This window comes from Nocardia sp. NPDC050718 (assembly GCF_040654235.1).
Lineage (GTDB): Bacteria > Actinomycetota > Actinomycetes > Mycobacteriales > Mycobacteriaceae > Nocardia.
On the sequence record NZ_JBFAHQ010000002.1, the window covers coordinates 264036 to 283552 of the forward strand.

At 71.4% G+C, this 19517-nt stretch carries 23 protein-coding genes and 1 tRNA gene; 12 read left to right on the top strand and 12 right to left on the bottom strand.

Annotated elements, in window-relative coordinates:
• Positions 1-68: 68 nt before the first annotated feature.
• Positions 69-142, bottom strand: a tRNA-Leu gene (locus AB0H54_RS10645).
• A 436-nt stretch (positions 143-578) separates the two neighbouring features.
• Here AB0H54_RS10645 and AB0H54_RS10650 point away from each other — a divergent pair.
• On the top strand, positions 579-1559 hold the full coding sequence (locus AB0H54_RS10650; RefSeq protein WP_357344611.1) for a TerC family protein: 981 nt from the start codon (positions 579-581) through the stop codon (positions 1557-1559).
• 54 nt (positions 1560-1613) lie between these two features.
• Here the strand turns inward: AB0H54_RS10650 and AB0H54_RS10655 are convergent, their stop codons facing one another.
• Together AB0H54_RS10655 and AB0H54_RS10660 are read right to left on the bottom strand one after the other, a co-directional pair.
• Positions 1614-1898: a YciI family protein gene (locus tag AB0H54_RS10655; protein WP_357344613.1), complete on the bottom strand. Its 285-nt coding sequence runs from the start codon at positions 1896-1898 to the stop codon at positions 1614-1616.
• 36 nt (positions 1899-1934) lie between these two features.
• Positions 1935-2501: an amino-acid N-acetyltransferase gene (locus AB0H54_RS10660; protein ID WP_189024153.1), complete on the bottom strand. Its 567-nt coding sequence runs from the start codon at positions 2499-2501 to the stop codon at positions 1935-1937.
• Between the two features lie 182 nt (positions 2502-2683).
• On the opposite strand from AB0H54_RS10660, the gene pgsA reads away from it, so the two are divergent.
• From pgsA to AB0H54_RS10685, 5 genes are all read left to right on the top strand, one after another.
• Positions 2684-3340, top strand: a complete 657-nt coding sequence (pgsA, locus tag AB0H54_RS10665) for a CDP-diacylglycerol--glycerol-3-phosphate 3-phosphatidyltransferase (protein ID WP_357344615.1) — start codon at positions 2684-2686, stop codon at positions 3338-3340.
• Positions 3337-3828, top strand: coding sequence for a CinA family protein (locus AB0H54_RS10670; RefSeq protein ID WP_355277733.1), 492 nt, complete (start codon positions 3337-3339; stop codon positions 3826-3828). The genes pgsA and AB0H54_RS10670 overlap by 4 nt, the downstream gene beginning before the upstream one ends.
• 91 nt (positions 3829-3919) lie before the next feature.
• Positions 3920-4372: a helix-turn-helix transcriptional regulator gene (locus AB0H54_RS10675; protein ID WP_357344617.1), complete on the top strand. Its 453-nt coding sequence runs from the start codon at positions 3920-3922 to the stop codon at positions 4370-4372.
• A gap of 195 nt (positions 4373-4567) precedes the next feature.
• A complete protein-coding gene (locus AB0H54_RS10680) occupies positions 4568-5392 on the top strand; it encodes a PspA/IM30 family protein (RefSeq protein WP_355277728.1) in 825 nt (274 codons plus the stop codon).
• A 203-nt stretch (positions 5393-5595) separates the two neighbouring features.
• The gene (locus AB0H54_RS10685) at positions 5596-6450 is read left to right on the top strand and encodes a hypothetical protein (RefSeq protein WP_357344619.1); all 855 of its coding nucleotides are present in this window, start codon (positions 5596-5598) and stop codon (positions 6448-6450) included.
• A 58-nt stretch (positions 6451-6508) separates the two neighbouring features.
• Here the strand turns inward: AB0H54_RS10685 and AB0H54_RS10690 are convergent, their stop codons facing one another.
• From AB0H54_RS10690 to AB0H54_RS10720, 7 genes are read right to left on the bottom strand one after another with little or no spacing between them, the layout of a single operon-like run.
• Positions 6509-7996: a carboxylesterase family protein gene (locus AB0H54_RS10690; RefSeq protein WP_357345699.1), complete on the bottom strand. Its 1488-nt coding sequence runs from the start codon at positions 7994-7996 to the stop codon at positions 6509-6511.
• A gap of 50 nt (positions 7997-8046) precedes the next feature.
• On the bottom strand, positions 8047-8796 hold the full coding sequence (locus AB0H54_RS10695) for a GntR family transcriptional regulator (RefSeq protein WP_357344621.1): 750 nt from the start codon (positions 8794-8796) through the stop codon (positions 8047-8049).
• Between the two features lie 19 nt (positions 8797-8815).
• Entirely contained in the window at positions 8816-10030 is a 1215-nt protein-coding gene (locus AB0H54_RS10700; RefSeq protein WP_357344623.1) for a M20 family metallopeptidase, read from the bottom strand.
• Positions 10027-10998: an asparaginase domain-containing protein gene (locus AB0H54_RS10705; protein WP_357344625.1), complete on the bottom strand. Its 972-nt coding sequence runs from the start codon at positions 10996-10998 to the stop codon at positions 10027-10029. The genes AB0H54_RS10700 and AB0H54_RS10705 overlap by 4 nt, the downstream gene beginning before the upstream one ends.
• Positions 10995-11957, bottom strand: a complete 963-nt coding sequence (locus AB0H54_RS10710) for an ABC transporter substrate-binding protein (protein WP_357344627.1) — start codon at positions 11955-11957, stop codon at positions 10995-10997. The genes AB0H54_RS10705 and AB0H54_RS10710 overlap by 4 nt, the downstream gene beginning before the upstream one ends.
• 40 nt (positions 11958-11997) lie before the next feature.
• Positions 11998-12771, bottom strand: coding sequence for an ABC transporter ATP-binding protein (locus AB0H54_RS10715; protein WP_355277712.1), 774 nt, complete (start codon positions 12769-12771; stop codon positions 11998-12000).
• Entirely contained in the window at positions 12768-13622 is an 855-nt protein-coding gene (locus AB0H54_RS10720) for an ABC transporter permease (RefSeq protein WP_357344629.1), read from the bottom strand. Before AB0H54_RS10720 ends, AB0H54_RS10715 begins: the two co-directional genes overlap by 4 nt.
• Before the next feature lie 51 nt (positions 13623-13673).
• Here AB0H54_RS10720 and AB0H54_RS10725 point away from each other — a divergent pair, with 51 nt between their 5' ends.
• Together AB0H54_RS10725 and AB0H54_RS10730 are read left to right on the top strand one after the other, a co-directional pair.
• The gene (locus AB0H54_RS10725; protein ID WP_357344631.1) at positions 13674-14117 is read left to right on the top strand and encodes a hypothetical protein; all 444 of its coding nucleotides are present in this window, start codon (positions 13674-13676) and stop codon (positions 14115-14117) included.
• 28 nt (positions 14118-14145) lie between these two features.
• Positions 14146-14856: a PIG-L deacetylase family protein gene (locus AB0H54_RS10730; protein ID WP_357344633.1), complete on the top strand. Its 711-nt coding sequence runs from the start codon at positions 14146-14148 to the stop codon at positions 14854-14856.
• 25 nt (positions 14857-14881) lie between these two features.
• Here the strand turns inward: AB0H54_RS10730 and AB0H54_RS10735 are convergent, their stop codons facing one another.
• Complete coding sequence (locus AB0H54_RS10735) at positions 14882-15559, bottom strand: HD domain-containing protein (RefSeq protein WP_357344635.1); 678 nt, start codon at positions 15557-15559, stop codon at positions 14882-14884.
• A 128-nt stretch (positions 15560-15687) separates the two neighbouring features.
• On the opposite strand from AB0H54_RS10735, the gene AB0H54_RS10740 reads away from it, so the two are divergent.
• The 3 genes from AB0H54_RS10740 to AB0H54_RS10750 all read left to right on the top strand — a co-directional run bounded on the left by AB0H54_RS10740 (position 15688) and on the right by AB0H54_RS10750 (position 18340).
• Positions 15688-16839, top strand: coding sequence for a nucleotide disphospho-sugar-binding domain-containing protein (locus AB0H54_RS10740; RefSeq protein WP_357344637.1), 1152 nt, complete (start codon positions 15688-15690; stop codon positions 16837-16839).
• 75 nt (positions 16840-16914) lie between these two features.
• Entirely contained in the window at positions 16915-17106 is a 192-nt protein-coding gene (locus AB0H54_RS10745; RefSeq protein ID WP_218716463.1) for a DUF3046 domain-containing protein, read from the top strand.
• A 7-nt stretch (positions 17107-17113) separates the two neighbouring features.
• Entirely contained in the window at positions 17114-18340 is a 1227-nt protein-coding gene (locus AB0H54_RS10750; RefSeq protein WP_357344638.1) for a phosphotransferase, read from the top strand.
• A gap of 19 nt (positions 18341-18359) precedes the next feature.
• Here AB0H54_RS10750 and AB0H54_RS10755 read toward each other — a convergent pair whose 3' ends face one another.
• Positions 18360-18875, bottom strand: coding sequence for a CGNR zinc finger domain-containing protein (locus tag AB0H54_RS10755; RefSeq protein WP_357344640.1), 516 nt, complete (start codon positions 18873-18875; stop codon positions 18360-18362).
• A 127-nt stretch (positions 18876-19002) separates the two neighbouring features.
• Here AB0H54_RS10755 and AB0H54_RS10760 point away from each other — a divergent pair, with 127 nt between their 5' ends.
• Positions 19003-19452 carry a nuclear transport factor 2 family protein gene (locus tag AB0H54_RS10760; RefSeq protein WP_357344641.1) on the top strand — a complete coding sequence of 150 codons (450 nt, stop codon included), beginning with the start codon at positions 19003-19005 and terminating at the stop codon, positions 19450-19452.
• Positions 19453-19517: the final 65 nt, after the last annotated feature.

Sequence of the window (19517 nt, forward strand, 5' to 3'; positions counted from 1 at the left end):
AGTCGAACCGCGCGTCCGGGCCTTATGAGAGCCCGTCGGCACCTGCGTGAGCCGGGAGTGGTGAACGGTTCCCTCGGCGAGAGTCGAACTCGCACTTGCCGGTACCTGAGACCGGTGCCTCTGCCAGTTGGGCTACGAGGGAATGGCTGATCGCCCCGGGCCGCGCTGCGGCGGGCTGGGGTACGTGACAGGACCGCGAGCGGTCGGCTCGCGCGTGGGGGAGGGGTGCCTAGCGGCTCAGCGCCGGACGATGCCGGTCAGCAGTCGCCGCGGGCGCTCGAAAAGCGCTGCGGCAGCACGGCACCCAGGGGTAGCCGGTGCATCTCGACACGGCGTTCGTACTTCGCGGTGGATCCGTTCACGGCTAGCTCCTCTCGGGTACCGATGGGGTGACGATGCGTCGACGGTAGCAGCGGTCGGCGCCCGGCGAAACGGATTTTTCCGACGCGCCGACCGGCCCGTGCGCAGGTCAGGGCGCGTGTGTGTGAAATCATGACGAGCAAGCATTCCGCAAAATCAACTGAAACGGACATTTCGGGCATGATGGACCGCATGAACTTCATCGATCGGACCACCACATGCAGGTGACCACGCTCGAGTGGGTGATCACCGGTCTGGTGATCCTCGGCTTGTTCGTCTTCGACTTCTTCGCCCATGTGCGCACGCCGCACGAACCGACCTTCAAGGAATCGGGCTTCTGGTCGGCCGTCTACATCACCCTGGCGCTGCTGTTCGGCCTGGTCGTCGCCTGGAAATGGGGCGGCACCTACGCCGGGGAGTACTACGCGGGCTTCGTCACCGAGAAAGCGCTCTCGGTGGACAACCTGTTCATCTTCCTGATCATCATGAGCACCTTCGCCGTGCCGCGGATCTACCAGCAGAAGGTGCTGTTGATCGGCATCGTGCTGGCGCTGGTGATGCGCGGTGTGTTCATCGCTGTCGGCGCGGCCGCGATCAACGCGTTCAGCTGGGTGTTCTACCTGTTCGGCGCGTTCCTGATCTACACCGCGGTGAACCTGCTGCGCGAGAGCGGGCACGAGGTCGAACACGAGGAACGACGCGACAGCCGGATCGTCGCGCTGGCCAAGCGGGTGCTGCCCACCACCGACCAGTACGACGGCGACAAGCTCGTCACCCGGATCGACGGCAAACGTGTGGTGACCCCGCTGCTGCTGGCGCTGCTGGCCATCGGCTTCGCCGACCTGCTCTTCGCGCTGGACTCGATTCCGGCCATCTACGGCCTCACCGAACAGCCTTACCTGGTGTTCACGGCCAATGCCTTCGCGCTGATGGGCCTGCGGCAGCTGTACTTCCTCATCGGCGGCCTGCTGGACCGCCTGGTGTACCTGTCCTACGGCCTGTCCGCCATCCTGGCGTTCATCGGCGTCAAGCTCGTGCTGCACGCGCTGCACGAGAACACGCTGCCGTTTATCAACGGCGGTGAGCACGTGAACGTGCCGGAGATCTCCACCGTGCTCTCGCTGAGCGTGATCATCGGCATCCTGGTGATCGCCACGGTGGCGAGTCTGCTCAAGACCCGTCGCACCACCTCCTCCTGACCGCGCGCTGCCCGGAACCACCGTGGTTCCGGGCAGCGCTGTGTCAGCGGCCGGTCACTCGGCGAAGGCGCCCATCACCGGCTGCCATTCGACGACCCGCACGGCCTCGATCAGGCCCAGCTTCGCGAACGGGTCCTCGGTCAGCAGCGTGGTCAGCGCCTGCGCGTCCGCGGCGCGGAAGATCAGCAGCGCGCCGGTACCGTCCGGGTACGGGCCGCTGGTGAGCACCGTGCCCACGTCGACGAGCGCGTTGAGCCACCCGCGATGCTCGGGACGATTGGTCGCCCGGTCGGCCGCGGTGGCCTCGGTGTAGGTGTAGTGGACGGCGAAGATCGGCACTTCTCGATCGCTTTCTCGCGGTGGACTTGCGGATATTCAGAGAGTCAGCAGCATGCGGGTGTTGCCGAGGGTGTTCGGCTTGACGTAGCTCAGGTCGAGGAACTCCGCGACACCGGTGTCGTAGGACCGGCACATCTCGGCGTACACCTCGGCGGTGACGGGCGTGCCGTCGATCTCGACGAATCCGTGCCTGCCGAAGAAGTCCACCTCGAAGGTCAGCACGAACAGCCGCTGCAACTGCAGCTCGCGCGCGACCGCGACCAGCCGCTCGACGACGGCGCCACCGACCCCGCGGCCCTTCACCACCGGATCGACCGCGACGGTGCGCACCTCGCCCAGATCGGCCCACAGCACGTGCAGGGCGCCGCAGCCGACGACCTGTCCGTCGAGCTCGGCCACCCAGAACTCCTGGACGGACTCGTACAGCGTGACCAGGTTCTTCTCCAGCAGGATGCGGCCCGCGTACTCGTCGACCAGACGCTTGATCTCGGGGACGTCCGAGGTTCGGGCTCGTCGCACGACCACGCCGGAAACAGGCGCCGCGGAGGGCGCGACAGGATGCGCGTCGCTGGTCGAACCACCCAGTGGTCCCCGTGAGGTCATGGGGTGCACAGTAGTCGGCCGGGTTACCGATAGTCTGAACATGTGCCGCACATCCTGTCGTTCCGCTCACCGCATCGCGCCGGGCTCGACGACCGGATCGGACGGCATTGCCCACGCGAGCAAACCGCGCGCGAAACGGGTGGATTTCGGCGCAGTGCCGGTGAGTGCCGAGAGGGCGGGGCATGAGCGTGCGACCCGAAGAGATCGACCGCGGGTGGGAGGCGGCCACGGCGCCGCGGGTGGTGCCGGATCGCGCCGAGGCGCAGGTTCCCGTCTTGAATATCGCGAACGTGCTGACCATCGCGCGTATCGTGCTGGTCCCGCTGTTCGTGCTGGCGCTGTTCGCCGAGGGCGGGCACGACACCCGCTGGCGGATCATCGCGGCCGCGGTGTTCGGGCTGGCGGCGATCACCGACCGCTTCGACGGGCAACTGGCCCGCAAATACGGTTTGGTGACCGATTTCGGCAAGCTGGCCGACCCCATCGCGGACAAGGCGCTGATCGGTTCGGCGCTGATCGGGCTGTCGATCCTGGGTGATCTGCCGTGGTGGATCACCGTGGTCATCGTGGGGCGCGAGCTCGGGATCACCCTGCTGCGGCTGGTCGTGGTCCGGCACGGGGTGATCCCGGCGGGCCGCGGCGGCAAGCTCAAGACGCTGGTGCAGTCGATCGCCATCGCGCTGCTGCTGTTGCCGCTCTCGGGCGCCTTCGCCACCGCGGGCATGGTGCTGATGTACGTGGCCGTCGCGCTGACGGTGGTCACCGGCCTGGACTACGTCGGCCAGGCGGCCCGCCTGTGGCTGGCAGGGAGACGCGCGCGCGGCGAGTCCCGCTCGTGAGCGATCCGCTCGTCGGCGGCGCGCCGGTCGCCGAGCTGGTCGGGGCCTTGGCCGCGGCCGGTCAGACCGTCGCCACCGCCGAATCGCTGACCGCGGGCCTGCTGGCCGCCACGGTGGCCGGGGTGCCGGGTGCCAGCGCGGTGCTGCGGGGTGGGCTGATCGTGTACGCGACCGACCTGAAGAACCATCTGGCCTGCGTCGACGACGACGTCCTTCGGGTCGACGGTCCGGTGGCCGCGTCGACCGCCGAGCAGCTCGCCGTGGGGGCCAGACAGCGCTGTGGCGCCGACTGGGGTGTCGGCCTGACCGGGGTCGCCGGACCCGATTCCCAGGACGGGCACCCGGTCGGGACGGTATACCTCGGATTGGCCGGTCCACGGCACAGTGAGGTGGTCCGGTTGAAACTCGACGGCGACCGGTGGACGATCAGGATCGGTGCGGTGCACAGCGCGGTGCGGGAGTTGCTGCGCTGTGTGACGACGAACTAGCCGCGTCCGGGAACCACCGGCCGATGCTCGACGTTGTGCCAGAAAGAGGTGAGCACCGCTACGGCGGTGACACGAGGTGGAGGAGAACGAGATGACGCTGCTGCGGGAGGCAATCGGGGACAGTCTGCGGCGTGCGCGTCTCGCCCAGCATCGAACGCTGCGCGAGGTGTCGACCTCGGCGCGGGTGAGCCTCGGCTATCTGTCGGAAGTGGAGCGCGGCCGCAAGGAAGCCTCCAGTGAACTGCTCGCCGCCATCTGCGAGGCACTGGACGTGCCGCTGTCGCGGGTGCTGTGGGACGTGAGCACCATCATGGCCGGCGCCGACGGCTCCGCGCCGCGCGAGCCCGCGCTGACCGGCCCCGCCGCCGAGCGCGAGGCCACCGCTGCCGAGCCCGCGGCCGCCGAACCCGCCGCCGTGCCGGAGCAGGCCGCCACGGCGAGCGCGTCGGCCGAGCAGGGCGCCCGGATCGGCATCGCCGAGGACACCCGCATCGTCATCCCGGCGCCCAGGGCCGAGATGCTGGTACTGGTGAAGGGAATGTGACGCGGCGAACCACGTGCCCGACGCGCGAGACGCTGCACACAGCTGGTGAGAACGGATAGATTCTCATCAGGCGTCGATCGGGCCGGTCGCACCGGCCCGGGTGCCGCATGGTGAAGGATAAGCACATATCTGGTGCGTGACGGTCGCGCACCACCAGTCGCACGAGCGACGCACAGATGGAGGCGGGATCAATCGATGGCTAATCCGTTCGTGAAGGCCTGGAAGTACATGATGGCCCTCTTCGACTCCAAGATCGAGGAGCATGCGGATCCGAAGGTCCAGATTCAGCAGGCTATCGAGGAGGCGCAGCGTCAGCACCAGGCGCTGTCGCAGCAGGCGGCGTCGGTGATCGGTAACCAGCGTCAGCTGGAGATGAAGCTGAACCGCCAGCTCGACGAGGTCGAGAAGCTCAACGCCAACGCCCGGCAGGCCGTCACGCTGGCCGATCAGGCGGCCGCCGCGGGTGACACCGAGAAGGCGATCCAGTACACCAACGCCGCCGAGGCGTTCGCCGCCCAGCTGGTCACCGCCGAGCAGTCGGTGGAAGACCTCAAGGTGCTGCACGACCAGTCCCTGCAGGCCGCCGCGCAGGCCAAGAAGGCGGTCGAGCAGAACGCGATGATGTTGCAGCAGAAGGTGGCCGAGCGCACCAAGCTGCTCAGCCAGCTCGAGCAGGCCAAGATGCAGGAGCAGGTCTCGGCCTCGCTGCAGCAGATGGACTCCACCCTGTCCGCGCCCGGTTCCACGCCCAGCCTCGACGCGGTGCGCGACAAGATCGAGCGTCGCTACGCCGATGCGCTCGGTGCCGCCGAGCTGGCGCAGAACACGGTGCAGGGCCGGATGATGGAGGTCCAGCAGGCCAGCATCCAGATGGCGGGCCACAGCAAGCTCGAGCAGATCCGCGCCTCGATGCGCGGTGACGCGCTGCCCACCGGCAACAACGCCGCGGCGATCGATCCGGCGCAGCAGCAGCCCGCGCAGGCGCCGCAGATCAACAAGGGCCAGGCCGCCCAGCAGTAGGTGGTACCGGCCCACGCGGGTTCGCGGACGCGGGTCGGGCACCGTTGCTTGCTCGTTCGACGGCGACGCAACGGAGCCCGACCGGCGATCGGCCGCGAACCGGTGACCGCGTGGGCGCCGCCGCCGCGCTGGTCCCCGGTGCGGTGGTGGCAACTTGTCGTCGTCTGCTGCGACACTGGTCCGTGGCGACGAAAGGATGAGGGATGAGCGGGAGAACACGGCGCGAACGAGCCGAGATCGTCGATCCGGCGGCGCCGGTGGGGCCCACCGTGTCCGGTGGGGTGCCCGCTACCCTGCGCGAGGTCGGTGAACAGGCGATGGTGGCGGTGCGCCGCTGGGCCGATCCGCGCGAGAAGGAATTGCGCCGCAGGCGCCGCGCCCGTCGGCGCAGCTTCCAGCTCGGCACCGCCACGGGCATCACCACCGTCGGGGCGGTGGGTCTGGCCGTGGTGTCGGCGCCCGCCTGGGCGGTCGTCGTGATCGGTGGTGGCGCGGTCGCTTTCGTGACCGGGACCGCGTTGAGCGCGCGCCGGTATCTGCAATTGCGCGGTCAGCCGTTGCCGCAGGCGGCCTTCGTCGCCCGCAAGACCCCGGGCCTGCGCTCGGTGGCGCGCGGTCCGATCCAGCGCCTGATCCGCGCCGAACGCGCGTTGCACGGGCTCGGCGCCCAGATCGCCCGCACCCGCCGACTGCCCGAGGACGAACTGCGCGACCTGCTCGAGACGGCCCGCTCCGGCGCGGCCGCCCTGCACGCGCTGGCCACCGACATCATGGCGATGGAGCAGGCCGCCGACACCGTCGGCCGGGCCAATCCCGATACCGTTGCCGCGCTGAAGGTCACCGTCAACGGGGTGCTCGCGCGGCTGGAACACGGTGTCATGGAATACGAAGAGCTCGTCGCCGCGGCGGCGCGCATTCTCGCCGTCCCCGAGGACACCGTGGTCGCCTACCAGTTCAACGGCATCGTCGCGGATCTGCGCGAAGCCGCCGACCGGCTCGACGGCTGGGCCCAGGCGCTCACCGACCTGGCCGACCGCCCCGTCACCGGCCCGCGCTAGGCCGCGGGCGCACAACGACTTCCGGCCCCGGCGCCCTCGGCGTCGGGGCCGAGTCGGCTCAGGCGATGGTCTGGCGCAGGGCGTCGAGTTCGGCGCCGCGCGGGTTCGCCACCGTGGAGGACGCCGGACTGTCGAAGATCCGCACCTGCTTGCTCGCGCTGTCGAACGCAGGCCACCCCGGGTCGCCGTCGGTCGCGAATCGCACCCAGGCCGCGTGGATTTCGTCGGCCAGTGCCTGCGGCGGGTGCGGACCGGTCAGCGCGTGCGCCCCGGCGAGCGCGTCGAAGACGAACGGAACCTCGAGCACGTGGCAGGCGCCGAGGCCGGGAAGATCGGTGGGCCAGGCGAATTCGTACACATGGGTGGGCGCGCCCGCGGCATTGGCCTCGGCGAAGTCGACCGTGCCCGCCCGGAAGCACCAGTCGGTGAGGATCGCGTTGAAGATCTCGGCCGGGCCCGCGTCGGGGCGCTGCGCCGAATACGTCTGCGCCACCGCCGGATCGATGCCGTAGCGGGTGAGCACGAACGGCAGCGTGTCGGCGGTGACGGCCGCGGTGATGCCGGTCGGGACGGTGAAGAACCGGAACTCGTCGGCGGTGGTGCCCGCGATGAGCGGTACCGCGCGGTCGGGGTTCGCGGCCAGCACCGCCGTCGGCGCGCCGGGGACGATGTCGTCGTCGATCACCGGGAACAGGCTCATGATGCCCATGCCCTGCTCGACCACCGACGCGCCCCAGCGCCGGGGGTCGGGATCCGTCATCACCGCGAGGGCAACGGCGTTCTGCGCGGCGCGCAACTCGTCGGGGCCGAGCCCGCCGAAATCGGCGGCGGTCGGGGCGATGCCCAGTTCCGCGGCCAGCGCGGCGGACACCCTGCGGGCGTCGTCGGCGTCGGCGGCGACCGCGCCGTTGCCGCTCTGCATGATCGCGCGGCGGAACAGCCCGGTCGACTGCGGCGCGGCGATCAGCGCCGCCACGCTCATCCCACCCGCCGATTCGCCGAAGACGGTGACATTGTCCGGATCGCCACCGAAGGCGGCGATATTGTCGCGGACCCAGCGCAGCGCGAAGATCTGATCGTGGAGGCCGCGATTGAGCGGGGCGCCCTCGAGCACGGCGAAGCCGGAGATCCCGAGCCGGTAGTTGATCGACACCAGCACCACGCCGTCGCGCGCGAACGCGGTGCCGTCGTAGATGGCGCGCGCGTTCGACCCGCGCACGAACGCGCCACCGTGGATCCACACCAGCACCGGCAGCCCGCTCGCGCCCGGATCCGGCGTCCACACATTCGCGTTGAGGTACTCGTCGCCGGGAATGCCGTCGCTGCCGATCAGCGCGTGGATCGGCGCCGGATAGGGCGACTGCGCGCAGGTCCCGCCCATCGCCGTCGCCTCGCGCACCCCGTCCCAGGCGGGCGCCGGCGCGGGCAGCTGGAAACGTCGCGCGCCGACCGGCGCCGCCGCGAAGGGGACCCCGAGAAATCGGGTGACGCCCGCGTCGGTCCGGCCGCGCACCGCGCCGCTAGCGATGGTGACGATGGGTTCCATGGACTCCTCCTCGCTCACGCCCCGAGTATGGCCGGACGCGCCGCACGCCGTCAGCCGTTCGGCGCAGACATGCGCAGGGTGATCCGGTCACCGCGCATCCGGACGAACTCCAGGCAGGCCGGGTGGCCGTCGCTGAGCCGGGTGATCCGCTGCAGCACCAGCAGCGCACCGCCGGGCGGCAGCCCGAGCAGCGCGGCGGAGTTGTCGTCGGCGGTGACGGCATCGAGGTTGATCGAGACGGTGGTCAGCCGGTCGTCGGCGGCCCGCTCGATCAGGGCGAACAGGTCCTCGGTCTCCAGATCGGCGTGCAGCAGCGCGGTGCCGATGTCGAGTGGCAGGTAGGTGAGGTCGAGGGAGATCGGCTCGCCGTCGAGGCGGCGCAGCCGCTCGATGTAGCAGACGTGCTCGTCGGGACCGAGGCCGAGCGCGCTCGTCACCGCCGTCGGCGGCCGGACCTGCCCGGCGGTCCGGACCTCGTTGACGAGGGTCCCGTGTCCGCGCAGCGACGCGGCCAGCCCACGGGTGGCGGCGATGGTGTGCTCGAGCTTCGGGCGGCGCACCACCGTGCCGATGCCGGGAAACCGGTCGACCAGGCCCTCGCGCCGCAGGATCTCGAGTGCCTCGCGGATACTGTTGCGCGACACGCTGAATTCGCGTTGCAGCACCGCCTCGGCGGGCAGCTTGGTCGCGATGGTGCCCTGGGCGATCTGGCGGCGCAGCACATCGGCGACCTGCCTGGCCCGATCCGAGCGCAGCCGACGGCCGGGGTGCGCGCGGATCGGGTCGGGCTGGTGGGTCACGCGCCGAGCATACGCAGCCTCACCTGGACGGACGCAGATACCGGCCGATGGCGGCGGCCAAGGCGTCGACCGCGAACTCCATGGTGGCGACGCCGATGCTCTCGTCGTAGACCGCCCAGCCGTCGTCGCCGGGGCCGAAGGTGACCGCCGGGATGCCCGCGTGCCGGAAGCGGATGGTGTCGCAGTAGGCGGGTTTGGCGTAGGTGCGGACCTCACCGCCGCCCGCGTCCCGGTAGCCGGCGCGCAGCGCCGCCACGATCGGTTCGTCCGCGTCGAGGGGCACCGTGCCGGGGACGAAGGTCGGCCCGGGGGCGTAGGCGACGTGCACGTCGGTGCCCGGGGTCGGATGGGCGCGGGCGATGTCGTCGACGCGTTGCAGCAGCTCGGCGCGATTCACCTCGGGACCGAGTCCGACGATGGCGATCCGCGCCGACGCGGTGAGCGGGGTGAACTGGGCCATGCCCGCCTCGCCCGCGTCCAGCCCGACGACGCTGTGTCCCCAGCCCGCGGGCAACCCCGACAGCCCGGCCAGTACGGCGAGCAGGGCGTGCGCGGCATTGATGCCGGTGTCGGGCCGCCAGATGTGGCTGGACCGCCCGGTGACCGCGATGTCGACGAGCGCGTGGCCGGTGTGCTGGGTGGCCACCGCCACGCCGGTACCGGTGTCGTCGGTCCAGGCGGTCGGCTCGACGGTGATGCTCGCGTCCGCCCGCAGCCCCTGCTGCTCGAGCAGATACAGCGCGCCCTCGACGCCGTTGCGTTCCTCGTCGACGGTGAGCGCGACCACCAGCGTGCCGGTCTCCGGCGGCGTGGCGCACACCAGTGCGACCGCGCGCAGCAGCGTCGCCAGATTGCCCCTGGTGTCGGAGGTGCCGCGCGCGTACACCCGGCCGTCGTCGACGACGGCGCGGAAGGGGTTGTCGCACTTGGCCCATCGGCTGGGCGGCCCGGAGGGATAGGTATCGAGATGGTCGTTCAGCAACAGCGTCGGCCCCGGCCCGAACACCTTGGTGGCGATCAGGTTGGCGCGCGTCGTGGTGCGGCCGACGAGACGGGTCGCGAAGCCGAGTTCGTCGAGCAACGGGGCGATCTCGCGCGCCGCCCTGGTCTCCTCGGGCGGCCGCGCCGGACCGTCGAGGCTGTTCTCGCACCAGGGCTGACCGGCGGGGACCAGCAGCTCGACGAGTTCGGTGACGCTCAGGGCGGACAGGCGAGGGGTGTGCACGGTGGTCACGTCAGCGACTCCAGATGTTCGGTGAGAGCGGTGCGCAGTGCGGGCCCGGTCAGGCCACGCGACACCGCGACGGTGAGGAACACCCGCACCTGGTGCGGGGTGATGCGGTCGGCGAGCAGGACACCCGCCTCGACGAGCAGGCCACCGCCGCCGCGATAGCCGTAGACCGCGGCGGTGCGGCTGTCGGCGGCCCGGGTGGCGACCACCACCAGGGTGCCCGCGGCGGCGAGCTCGGCCGCGGCGGCCGCGAGGGCCGGTGGCAGGTTGCCCGCCCCGTTGCCCGCGACGACCACGGCGTCGCCACCGGCCGCGACGGCGCGCAGCGCGGTGTCGTCGGCCGCCATCGACGCGCCGACCAGCGGAACCCGGGCGATGACGGCGCCCGGTGCGCCCAGGGTGGTGGCCGGCGCGGGCGCGGGCTGCTCGACCGCTATCGCGGTGCCCGTGACGACGCCCAGCGCGGCCCGTCCCGGGGTCGCGAAGGCCGCGAGCCCGGTGCCGGACACCTTCTGCACCCCGCGTCCGAGCCAGAGCGCGCCGGCGAAGGCCACGACCGGCTCGGTGGACACCGGTGTCGCCACGGCGGCCACGGCGGCGCGCAGATTGGCGAGCGCGTCGCTGCCCGGTTCGCCGCCCGGGGTCATCGAACCGGTCACCACCACGGGCACGGTCCACGGTCCGGTGTAGGTGAGCCAGGCGGCGACCTCCTCGATCGAGTCGGTGCCGGTGGTGACGATCAGGCCGCCGCTGCCCCCGGCCACGGCGGCCGTCATCGCGGCGTGCAGGGCCCGCAGGTGCGTGAAGTCGACCTCCGAGCCGCCGACCCGGGCGATCTCGACGGCGGTCACGGGCGGGGTGCCGCCGAGCAGCCCGGCGACACCGTCGGCGTCGAGGGTGGGCACGGCGAGCCCGTCGACCAGCCGCATGCTGATCGTGCCGCCGAGGGTGAACAGGGTGGGCGCGCTCATGACTGCGGCAGCGCGCTCGGGTCGAGCAGGCGCGGGTAGTCGGCGGCGGGAACCGCCGGGTCCAGGTAGTTCCTCGATCGCGCCCAGGTGGCCAGCGCGTCGAGGTTGCCGGCGAGTTCCGGTCGCAGCTGCAGCGTGAAGTCGAACTCGCCCAGCACCTTCGCCACCAGCGCGGGCGCCAGCTTCGTCGCGTCGGCGACCGCGGTGGTCGCGGCGGGGTCGTGCGCGGCGAGGGCGGCGCTCGCCTCGGCGACGGCGTCGAAGAACTTCCGGAACGTCGCCGCCTTCTGCTGCGCGACGGCGGCCTGGGTCAGGTACAGGCTGTGCTGGCGGTAGGGGTCGGTGGTCACGTCCAGCTCGACCGCGTCCGCGCCGAGCACCTCCACCGCCTGGGCCTGGTAGGGCTGGAAGATCGAGACGGCGTCGACGTCGCCCTTGGCGATCGCCGTGGTGATCGCCGCGGGCGCCACCTGGACCAGTTCGGCGTCGACCCCGGCACTGGTCAGGGCCTTGGCCGCGAAGTAGGCCGCGCTGGTGCCGAGGGGGGTGCCGATCTTCTTACCCGCCAGCTGGTTCAGGTTCTCGATCCCGCGGCGTGCCACGATCCGCGAGCCCATCCAGCGCGACCCGTCGGCCACCACCCGCAGCTCGTTCGACTTGGCCAGCGCGCTCGCGGTGGGCACGTCGGCGGCGGTGGTGATGTCGACCTGGCCGCCCTGCAACGCCTGCAAGGCCTGCACACCGGTGGCGAAGTTGACCACCCGCACCGTCACTCCGTGCCGGGTGAAGGCTCCGCTCTGCTGGGCGACCGGGATCTGCGCCCACGACGGGTCGACGACGAAGCCGACGGTGAGTGTGTCGGCGCCGGTGGATGTTTCGCCCGCGCAGGCCGACAGGGACAGGGCCGCGGTGGCGGCGACGAGCAGAGCCGCGCAGGCTCTGCGCAGTGGTCCGGACATGGGTGACCTCCGAAAGTGGTTCCGAGTGAAGAGAAGCGAGTCAGTGCGGGAGCAGATCGTCCGCGTCGTCGCGCAATTCGGCGTGCAGCCTGCGGCGCAGGGCGCTGTAGCCGGGCAGCTCGGCGAGGCGGTCGGCCGGGCGCGGGCGGGGGAGCGGATTGTCGATGCGGGCGCGGATCCGGCCCGCGCCGAGGACGACGATGTGGTCGGCGAGCCGGATCGCCTCATCCACGTCGTGCGTCACGAACAGCACCGTGCGCCCCGAACTCGACCACAGCTCGGTCACCAGATCCTGCATGTGCAGCCGGGTCTGGGCGTCGAGCGCGGCGAACGGCTCGTCCATGAGCATCACCTCGGGCTCGCCGGCCAGCATCCTGGCCACGCCGACCCGCTGCCGCATTCCGCCCGAGAGCTGGTGCGGCCGACGGGTGGCGACCTCGGCGGGCAGGTGCACATCGGCGAGCAGTCGTGCGATGCGGGCCGGGCGGGCGCGGCGCGGGACACCGGCGGCGCCGAGCACGAAGTCGAGATTGGCCCGCACGCTGCACCACGGGAAGAGCACGTCGCGCTGGAACACCACCCCGCGGCGCGGTGCGGGCCCGGTGATCGGCACGCCGTCCTCGGTGACCACCCCGGCGGTCGGCAGCCGCAGCCCGGCGAAGCAGTCGAGCAGGGTGGACTTGCCGCAGCCGGACGGTCCGACCAGGACTGTGCAGGAACCGGATTCGATGGTCAGCGACAGATCGTCGAGGACCGGGCGGGTCCGGCGGGGGAAGTCGACGGTCAGACCGCGCGCGGTCAGGGTGACGCTCATCGTTCCTCCTGGTCCCAGCCGATGAACGGGGCCGCCGCGCGCGCCACCACCTGATCGCACAGCACCCCGAGGACGCCGAGCACCAGCAGGCAGAAGATCATCCGGTCGACCTGGGAGAACAACTGCGCCTGGGCGATGCGATAACCGAGCCCGACCGTTGTTCCGGCCATTTCCGCGACCACGATCAAGACGAACGCGGTCGCGGTGCCCACCCGCAATCCGGTGACGATATCGGGAAATGCCTCGGGCAGAACGACGCGCACGAGTGTGCGCCAGCGGGAAGCGCCCGCACAGCGCGCGACTTTCAGGAAATCGGCGGGTGTCGCGGAAAGTCCGGAATGCGTATTGATCCACACCGGAACGAAGACGCCGAGCGCGATGACGAATTGTTTACTGCCTTCGCCGAGCCCGAACCACAGAATGGCCAGCGGCACCAGCGCCACGGTCGGCACCGGGGCGAACAACCGCAGTACGGGCTGCACGATCAGCCTGCCCGCGCGGGTGGTCGCGGTCAGCGCCCCCACCGGGATCGCGACGAGCACGCCCACCGCGAATCCCCGGATGACGCGGTCCAGGCTGGCCAGCGTGTCGGCCCGGAGACTGCCGTCGCGCCACATCGCCGCGCCCGCGGCGGCGATATCGCCGAGACCGGGAAAGAGGATGTCCGGAAATATCCCGGCCGCGTGCACCGCGGTCCACAGCGCGGCCACGGCGACGATTCCGATTCCCGCGGTCAGGACGCGAGCGAGTGGTGTGCCCAGTCCGCGAAGAGTGCGATATGTCCGTTGCCGGGTGGGCGCCGCCGATATCGGTGCGGCGCGGGTTTCGAGGGTTTCCGTGGTCACGGCCATTCCCGCCTTTCCTGCGTCAGGAATGTTATAGAGCCGGGGTATTACGCCGAGGTGTCCGAATTCGCGTCCGCCGTGCTACGCCACCTGCACCGCCGGGAAACGCCCGCTGACGGGGCCGCTCCGGTCGGGATCCGCCACCGGATTCACGCTGATCCGAAGGTGACGGCCCGGGGCGTCCCGGTGTGTCCCGGCCTCGGGGTGAACCCTGAGATCGCCCCCGATTTCCGTGCTGACCTGGTGATTTATCGGATCGCGGGTGGGAGCATCGAAGGTGTCGGATCGCCGCGGGGCGGTCACGGAACTGGCGAGGAGCACATCATGGTCTGGAAAGTCATCGGCATCGTCGTGGTCGCGTTGATCGCGTTCTGGATCATCGGGGCGCTGATCAAGGCGCTGCTGCCGGTCCTGGTGATCGCCGCGATCGGTACCGGGGTGTACCTGCTGTACAAGGCGATGACCGGCTCGAACGACAAGACCACGCTGACGAAGCCGTAATCGCGGCGTCCGCGATTAGCATGGCCGGGTGGATCAGGTACCCGAGGACTGGCAGCGCGGACTGGTGATCGTCGCGCATCCCGACGACATCGAATACGGAGCGGCCGCCGCGGTCGCGCGGTGGACCGGACAGGGCAAGGACATCCGCTACCTGCTCGTCACGCGCGGCGAAGCGGGCATCGCGGGCATGCCGCCCGCGCAGGCCGGACCGCTGCGGGAGATCGAGGAGCTGGCGGGCGCGCGGGAAGTCGGCGTCCACACCGTCGAATTCCTCGACCACCCCGACGGGCGGATCGAGGAGGGCTTGGCGCTGCGGCGGGAGCTGGCGGCCGCGATCCGCAGGCATCGCCCGGAGATGGTGGTGCTGTTCAACTTCGGCGACACCTGGGCGCCCGGGATGGTCAACAGCGCCGATCATCGGGCGGTGGGCCGCTCGGCGATGGACGCCATCTCCGACGCGGGCAACGAGTGGATCTTCCCCGAGATCGCCGACCTGGCACCGTGGTCGGCGCGCTGGGCCGCCGTGGTCGGTCCGGTCGCGACGCACGCCGTCGACGTCGGCGAGCAGCTGGCGCAGGCGAAGGCGTCGCTGTCCGCGCACCGGCGCTATCTCCAGGTCCTCAGCCCGGTACCGGTCGAGCAGCAGGTGGACGAGATCGTCTCCTACGCAACGGGTCCCAAGGACGGGTTCCCCGCCGCGCACGCGGTCGGATTCGAGCTGTTCACCTTCGGGGGCTGAGTCACCTCTTTCGGGGTGCGCGGGCTCAGCCGACGGCGTCCGCACCGGGTCCGGTCCGCACCCGCCGACCGCGCCGGGCGAGGGCGGCGACGCGCTCGATCACCGGGCGCCACTCCCGCAGCGGCGCCACGGACAAGCCGACGACCTTGCCCGCGTCGTCGGCACGGCGCAATGCCAGCGCGGCGGCGAAGTCCGGGTCGCCGCGGAAGGCGCGCGCCTCCTCGGGCGACATCGGTCCGCCCTGCGCGATCAAGGTGCGCAGGCTCGAGGCGGACAGTCCGGCGGCATGCACCGGATCCGTCGCCACCAGAAAGCGTTTGGCGACCACATGCAGCGCCACCAGGCGCGCGACCCGCTCGCCGAGCAACGCACGCACCGCGTCGGCGCCGTGGCGGCCGTGGCCCGCGTCGTCGCCGGGGACCAGCACGTGCCCGATGTCGTGGACCAGCCCGGCGACCTGGAGTTCCTCGTCGGCGGGATGGTCGCGGCGCAGCAGTTCCGCGCACTGGCGGTCGTGATCGAGGATGTCGACCGGATCACCGGTGCGGTCGGCGGTGTCCCAGGCGTCCGCGCAGCGGGCGAGCAGCGCGAGCAGCGCGTCGACCGTGGCGATCGCGCCGCCCGAGCCTGGCGCCGCGTGCTCGGGTGTGCCGGGGACGGGTTCGCCCGCCGGCGGGTCGGGCGTGGGGTTTTCGGGCCGCACGACAGATCACTCCTCGCGATTCGACGGGCCGGCGGACGCGCGCCCGGCTGTCGTCGTGACGGTAGCCGACCAGCCGGTAGCCGGCTGGGCGCGGCGAACCATGCCGGGAGGTATGGCACGCTGACGGCATGCGAGTAGCTGTGGTGGCCGGGCCCGATCCGGGGCATGCGTTTCCCGCGATCGCGTTGTGTCTGCGATTGCTGGCCGCGGGCGACGAGCCGGTGCTGTTCACCGGCCCGCGCTGGCTCGACGCGGCCAGAGCCGCGGGCATCAGTGTGCGCAGGCTCAAGGGGCTGGCACCGCGACCCACCGACAACGACGCCGACGCGGGCGCGCGCATCCACGAACGCGCCGCCCACATCGCGACCGAGAACCTGCCCGAACTCAGCGCGATGCTGCCGGACCTGATCGTCTCGGACGTGCTCACCGCGGGCGGCGGGATGGCGGCCGAGCGGCTCGGCCTGCCGTGGGTCGAACTGTCCCCGCATCCGCTGTACCTGCCCTCGAAAGCGTTGCCGCCGATCGGCAGTGGTCTCGCGCCGGGGGAGGGCGTGCGCGGGCGGGTGCGCGACGGCGTGCTGCGCACGATGACCGCCCGCGCGGTCAAGGCGGGCAATCGGCAGCGTTCGGCGGCGCGCGAGAGCATCGGCCTGCCCGCCGAGGATCCCGGCCCCACCGCCCGGCTGGTCGCGACGCTGCCCGCGCTGGAGGTCGACCGGCCCGACTGGCCCGCCGACACCCATATCGTCGGGCCGCTGCTGTGGGAGCCGACCGACGCGATCCTGCCGGTCCCGCCGGGCGACGCGCCGCTGGTGATGGTGGCCCCGTCCACCGCGCATACGGGGGTGGACGCCATGGCCGACACCGTGCTGGCCGGACTGGCCGGGCTCGGTGTCCGGGCCGCCGTCTCGATGCTCGACACCCCACCGGCCGAGCTGCCCGCCTGGGCGACCGCCGGGCTGGGCCGCCAGGACACCCTGCTCACCGAGGCGGCGGTGGTCGTCGGCGGCGGTGGCCACGGCCTGCTCGCGAAATCCCTGGCCGCCGGGGTGCCGGTGGTGACCGTGCCCGGCGGCGGTGACCAGTGGGAACTGGCCAATCGTGCGGTGCGCCAGGGGAGTTCGGTGCTGGTGCGGCCGCTGACCCCGGAGGCGGTCGGCGCCGCGGTCCGGCAGGTGCTCGACGACCCGGCCTACACCGCCGCGGCTCGGCGCGCCGCCGCCGGGCGGGCCGAGGTCGAGGATCCGGTCGAGATCTGTCAGAAGGCCGCCGAGCGCTGACCCCGGGGTCGCGGGGGAGGTCTCGGGCACCGGTGGCCCTGTCGGGTGTCGCCGAGCGCGAGTATCTTGGGCTTCGTGCGGTTGACCGAATTCCAGGAGCTGATGCACACCGAGTTCGGCGTGGCGCGCGCCGACGCCATGCTGGCCGATCACGTGATCCCGGCGCTCGGGCGGACCGGTGCCGCCGCGATCGAGGCGGGCGTCGACCCGCGAGATGTGTGGCGCGCCCTGTGCGCCGACTTCGATGTTCCCCGAACCCGATGGTGAGCAGGTCATGGCTGTGACAGCGCAGAACCCGGACACCCGGCCGTACCGGTTCGACGAGCGGCTGCGGATGATCCCGGTCGATCCCGAGACGCTCGCGGCCAGGGTCGCGGTCGCCGACCCCCACGATTTCGGCGGCCTGCGCAGGCTCGGCATCGCGCTGATGCTGCTCGGCCGCCACGACGAGGCCCTCGACCGGCTCGATCAGGCGCTGGAATTGGCCGATACCGAGCGGCGCCGGATCACCGTGTGGATCAACCTCGCCGACGTGTACCGCTACCAGGGCGAACCCGCGCCCGCGGAGATCCTGTACCGGCGCGCGCTCGACGCCAGCCGCGCCCTCGATCCCGAGCTCGTCTCCTTCGCCGCCCATCACCTGGGCAAGTCGCTGGCCGAGCAGCACCGGCCGCGGGAGGCGCGGGAACTGCTCAACGAGGCGATGCGGCTGCGGGTGGCCGACGGCGATTCCGAACTCATCGAGTCCACCCGGGCGGCCCTGGACCATCTCGACGACCTGGCCCTGCCGCTGCCGCCCGCGATCGCCGAGCTGCTCGGCCCGGTGCCCGCGTGGTCGGACGATCACGAGGGCCGTGGCGGCAATCTCGCGCGGTCGGGCGGGTACTGGATCAAGCGCGGGCCGCGCGCCGTCGCCGAGCACGATCGGCTGATCTGGTTGCGCGACAACGGCATCGCGGTGCCCGCCGTGGCCGCCTTCGCCGAGGACATCCTGGTGCTGGCCGACGCCGAGGCCCGTTCGCTCACCGATCTGGCCGGGGATCCGGCCGAGGTCGGCACCGTGATGGGGCGGGCCCTGCGTGCGCTGCACGCCCTGCCGGTCACCGGCTGCCCGTTCGACGGCCGCCTCGAGGTGACCCTCGCGCAGGCCCGCAGGCAGGTCGTCGAAGAGTTCGCCGACACCGCCGATTTCGACCCCGACCACAGCGAACTCGCGCCCGAGGCGATCCACGAGCACCTGGTGGCGCAGCGCCCGTCCGAGGAGGATCTGGTCGTCGCGCACGGCGACTTCACCCCGGGCAATGTGCTCGCCGGTGGCGTGCTGATCGATGTCGGCGCGCTAGGGGTGGCCGACCGCTATCGCGATCTGGCCCTCGCCGAGCGCGACCTGGCCGGGGATTTCGGCATCGACGCGGTGGCCGCGTTCTTCACCGCCTACGGCCTGACCGGGCCCGACCGCGCGAAGCTCGAGTACTACCGGCTGCTCGACGAATTGTTCTGAGGCCGTGGCGCTGCGGCGCTCAGCTGGTCTTGGCGTAGTGCCGCGCGGCCTTGGTGCGGTTGCCGCAGGTCGCCATGGAGTGCCAGCGCCGGGTGCCGTTCTTGGACGTGTCGTAGAAGAACAGCACGCAGTCCGGGTGCGCACACTGGCGGATCCGGTGCGGCGCCGCGGCGATCAGGCGCAGCAGATCGTCGGCCGCGAGCCAGCCCGGCAGCCAGGCCGGGTCGGCCACCTCGGGGATGTCGCGCGGGCCGTCGGCGGTGAGTTCACGGCGCAGCCTGCCCCGGTCGAGCACCTGGTTGAGCGCGGTGGGATCGGCGGCGGTGACCGCCGCGTGGACGGCGTCGCGGGCGGTGTGCAGCGCGGTGAGGGTGTGCTCGTCGACGGGCACGCGGTCGGCGAGTCCGGTGAGCTCGAGCCACAGCCGCAGCCCGTCGAGATCGGTGAGCAGGTCACCGGGGGTGGCGCCCGCCCACCGCGTGTTGAGCAGGTCCAGAGCCGGTGGTTCGCCGGTGTGCGGACGGGGATCGCGCATGCCTGAGGTTACCAACTCATCTCCTAACCACTGTCGCGATTTCACGGGTTGACGGCACTGCCGGGTCACCCTACTGTCTAACCTGTCAACGCTGGATAGCTAGTTAACATTCCGGAAGGGGTCCCCCGTGCGACCGCCACTGCCACCCTTCGACCTCGAATCCGCGCGCGCCAAGGTGTTCGCCGCCGAAAACGCCTGGAACACCCGCGATCCCGAGCGGGTCGCCGCGGCTTACACCGAGGATTCGGTGTGGCGCAACCGCGACGAGTTCTTCACCGGCCACGCCGCCATCGTCGAGTTCCTCGCCCGCAAGTGGTCCACCGAGAACGGCTACGCCCTGCGCAAGGACCTGTGGGCCTTCCACGACAACCGCATTGCCGTGCGCTTCCAGTACGAGTGGCACGACGAGGCCGGGCAGTGGTGGCGCAGCTACGGCAACGAGCAGTGGGAGTTCGCGCCGGACGGGCGGATGGCGCGGCGCGAGGCCAGCATCAACGACGTGCGGATCGACGAATCCGAGCGGCGGATCTTCGGGCCGCGCGCCGAGGGCGACGATTCGGTGCTGCCGCAGCGGTGACGGCGGGGTCCGCGGTGTGTGATGTGCGCCGGGTTTGCGGGTCCTCGCGTGTTGCCGGGCGCGTC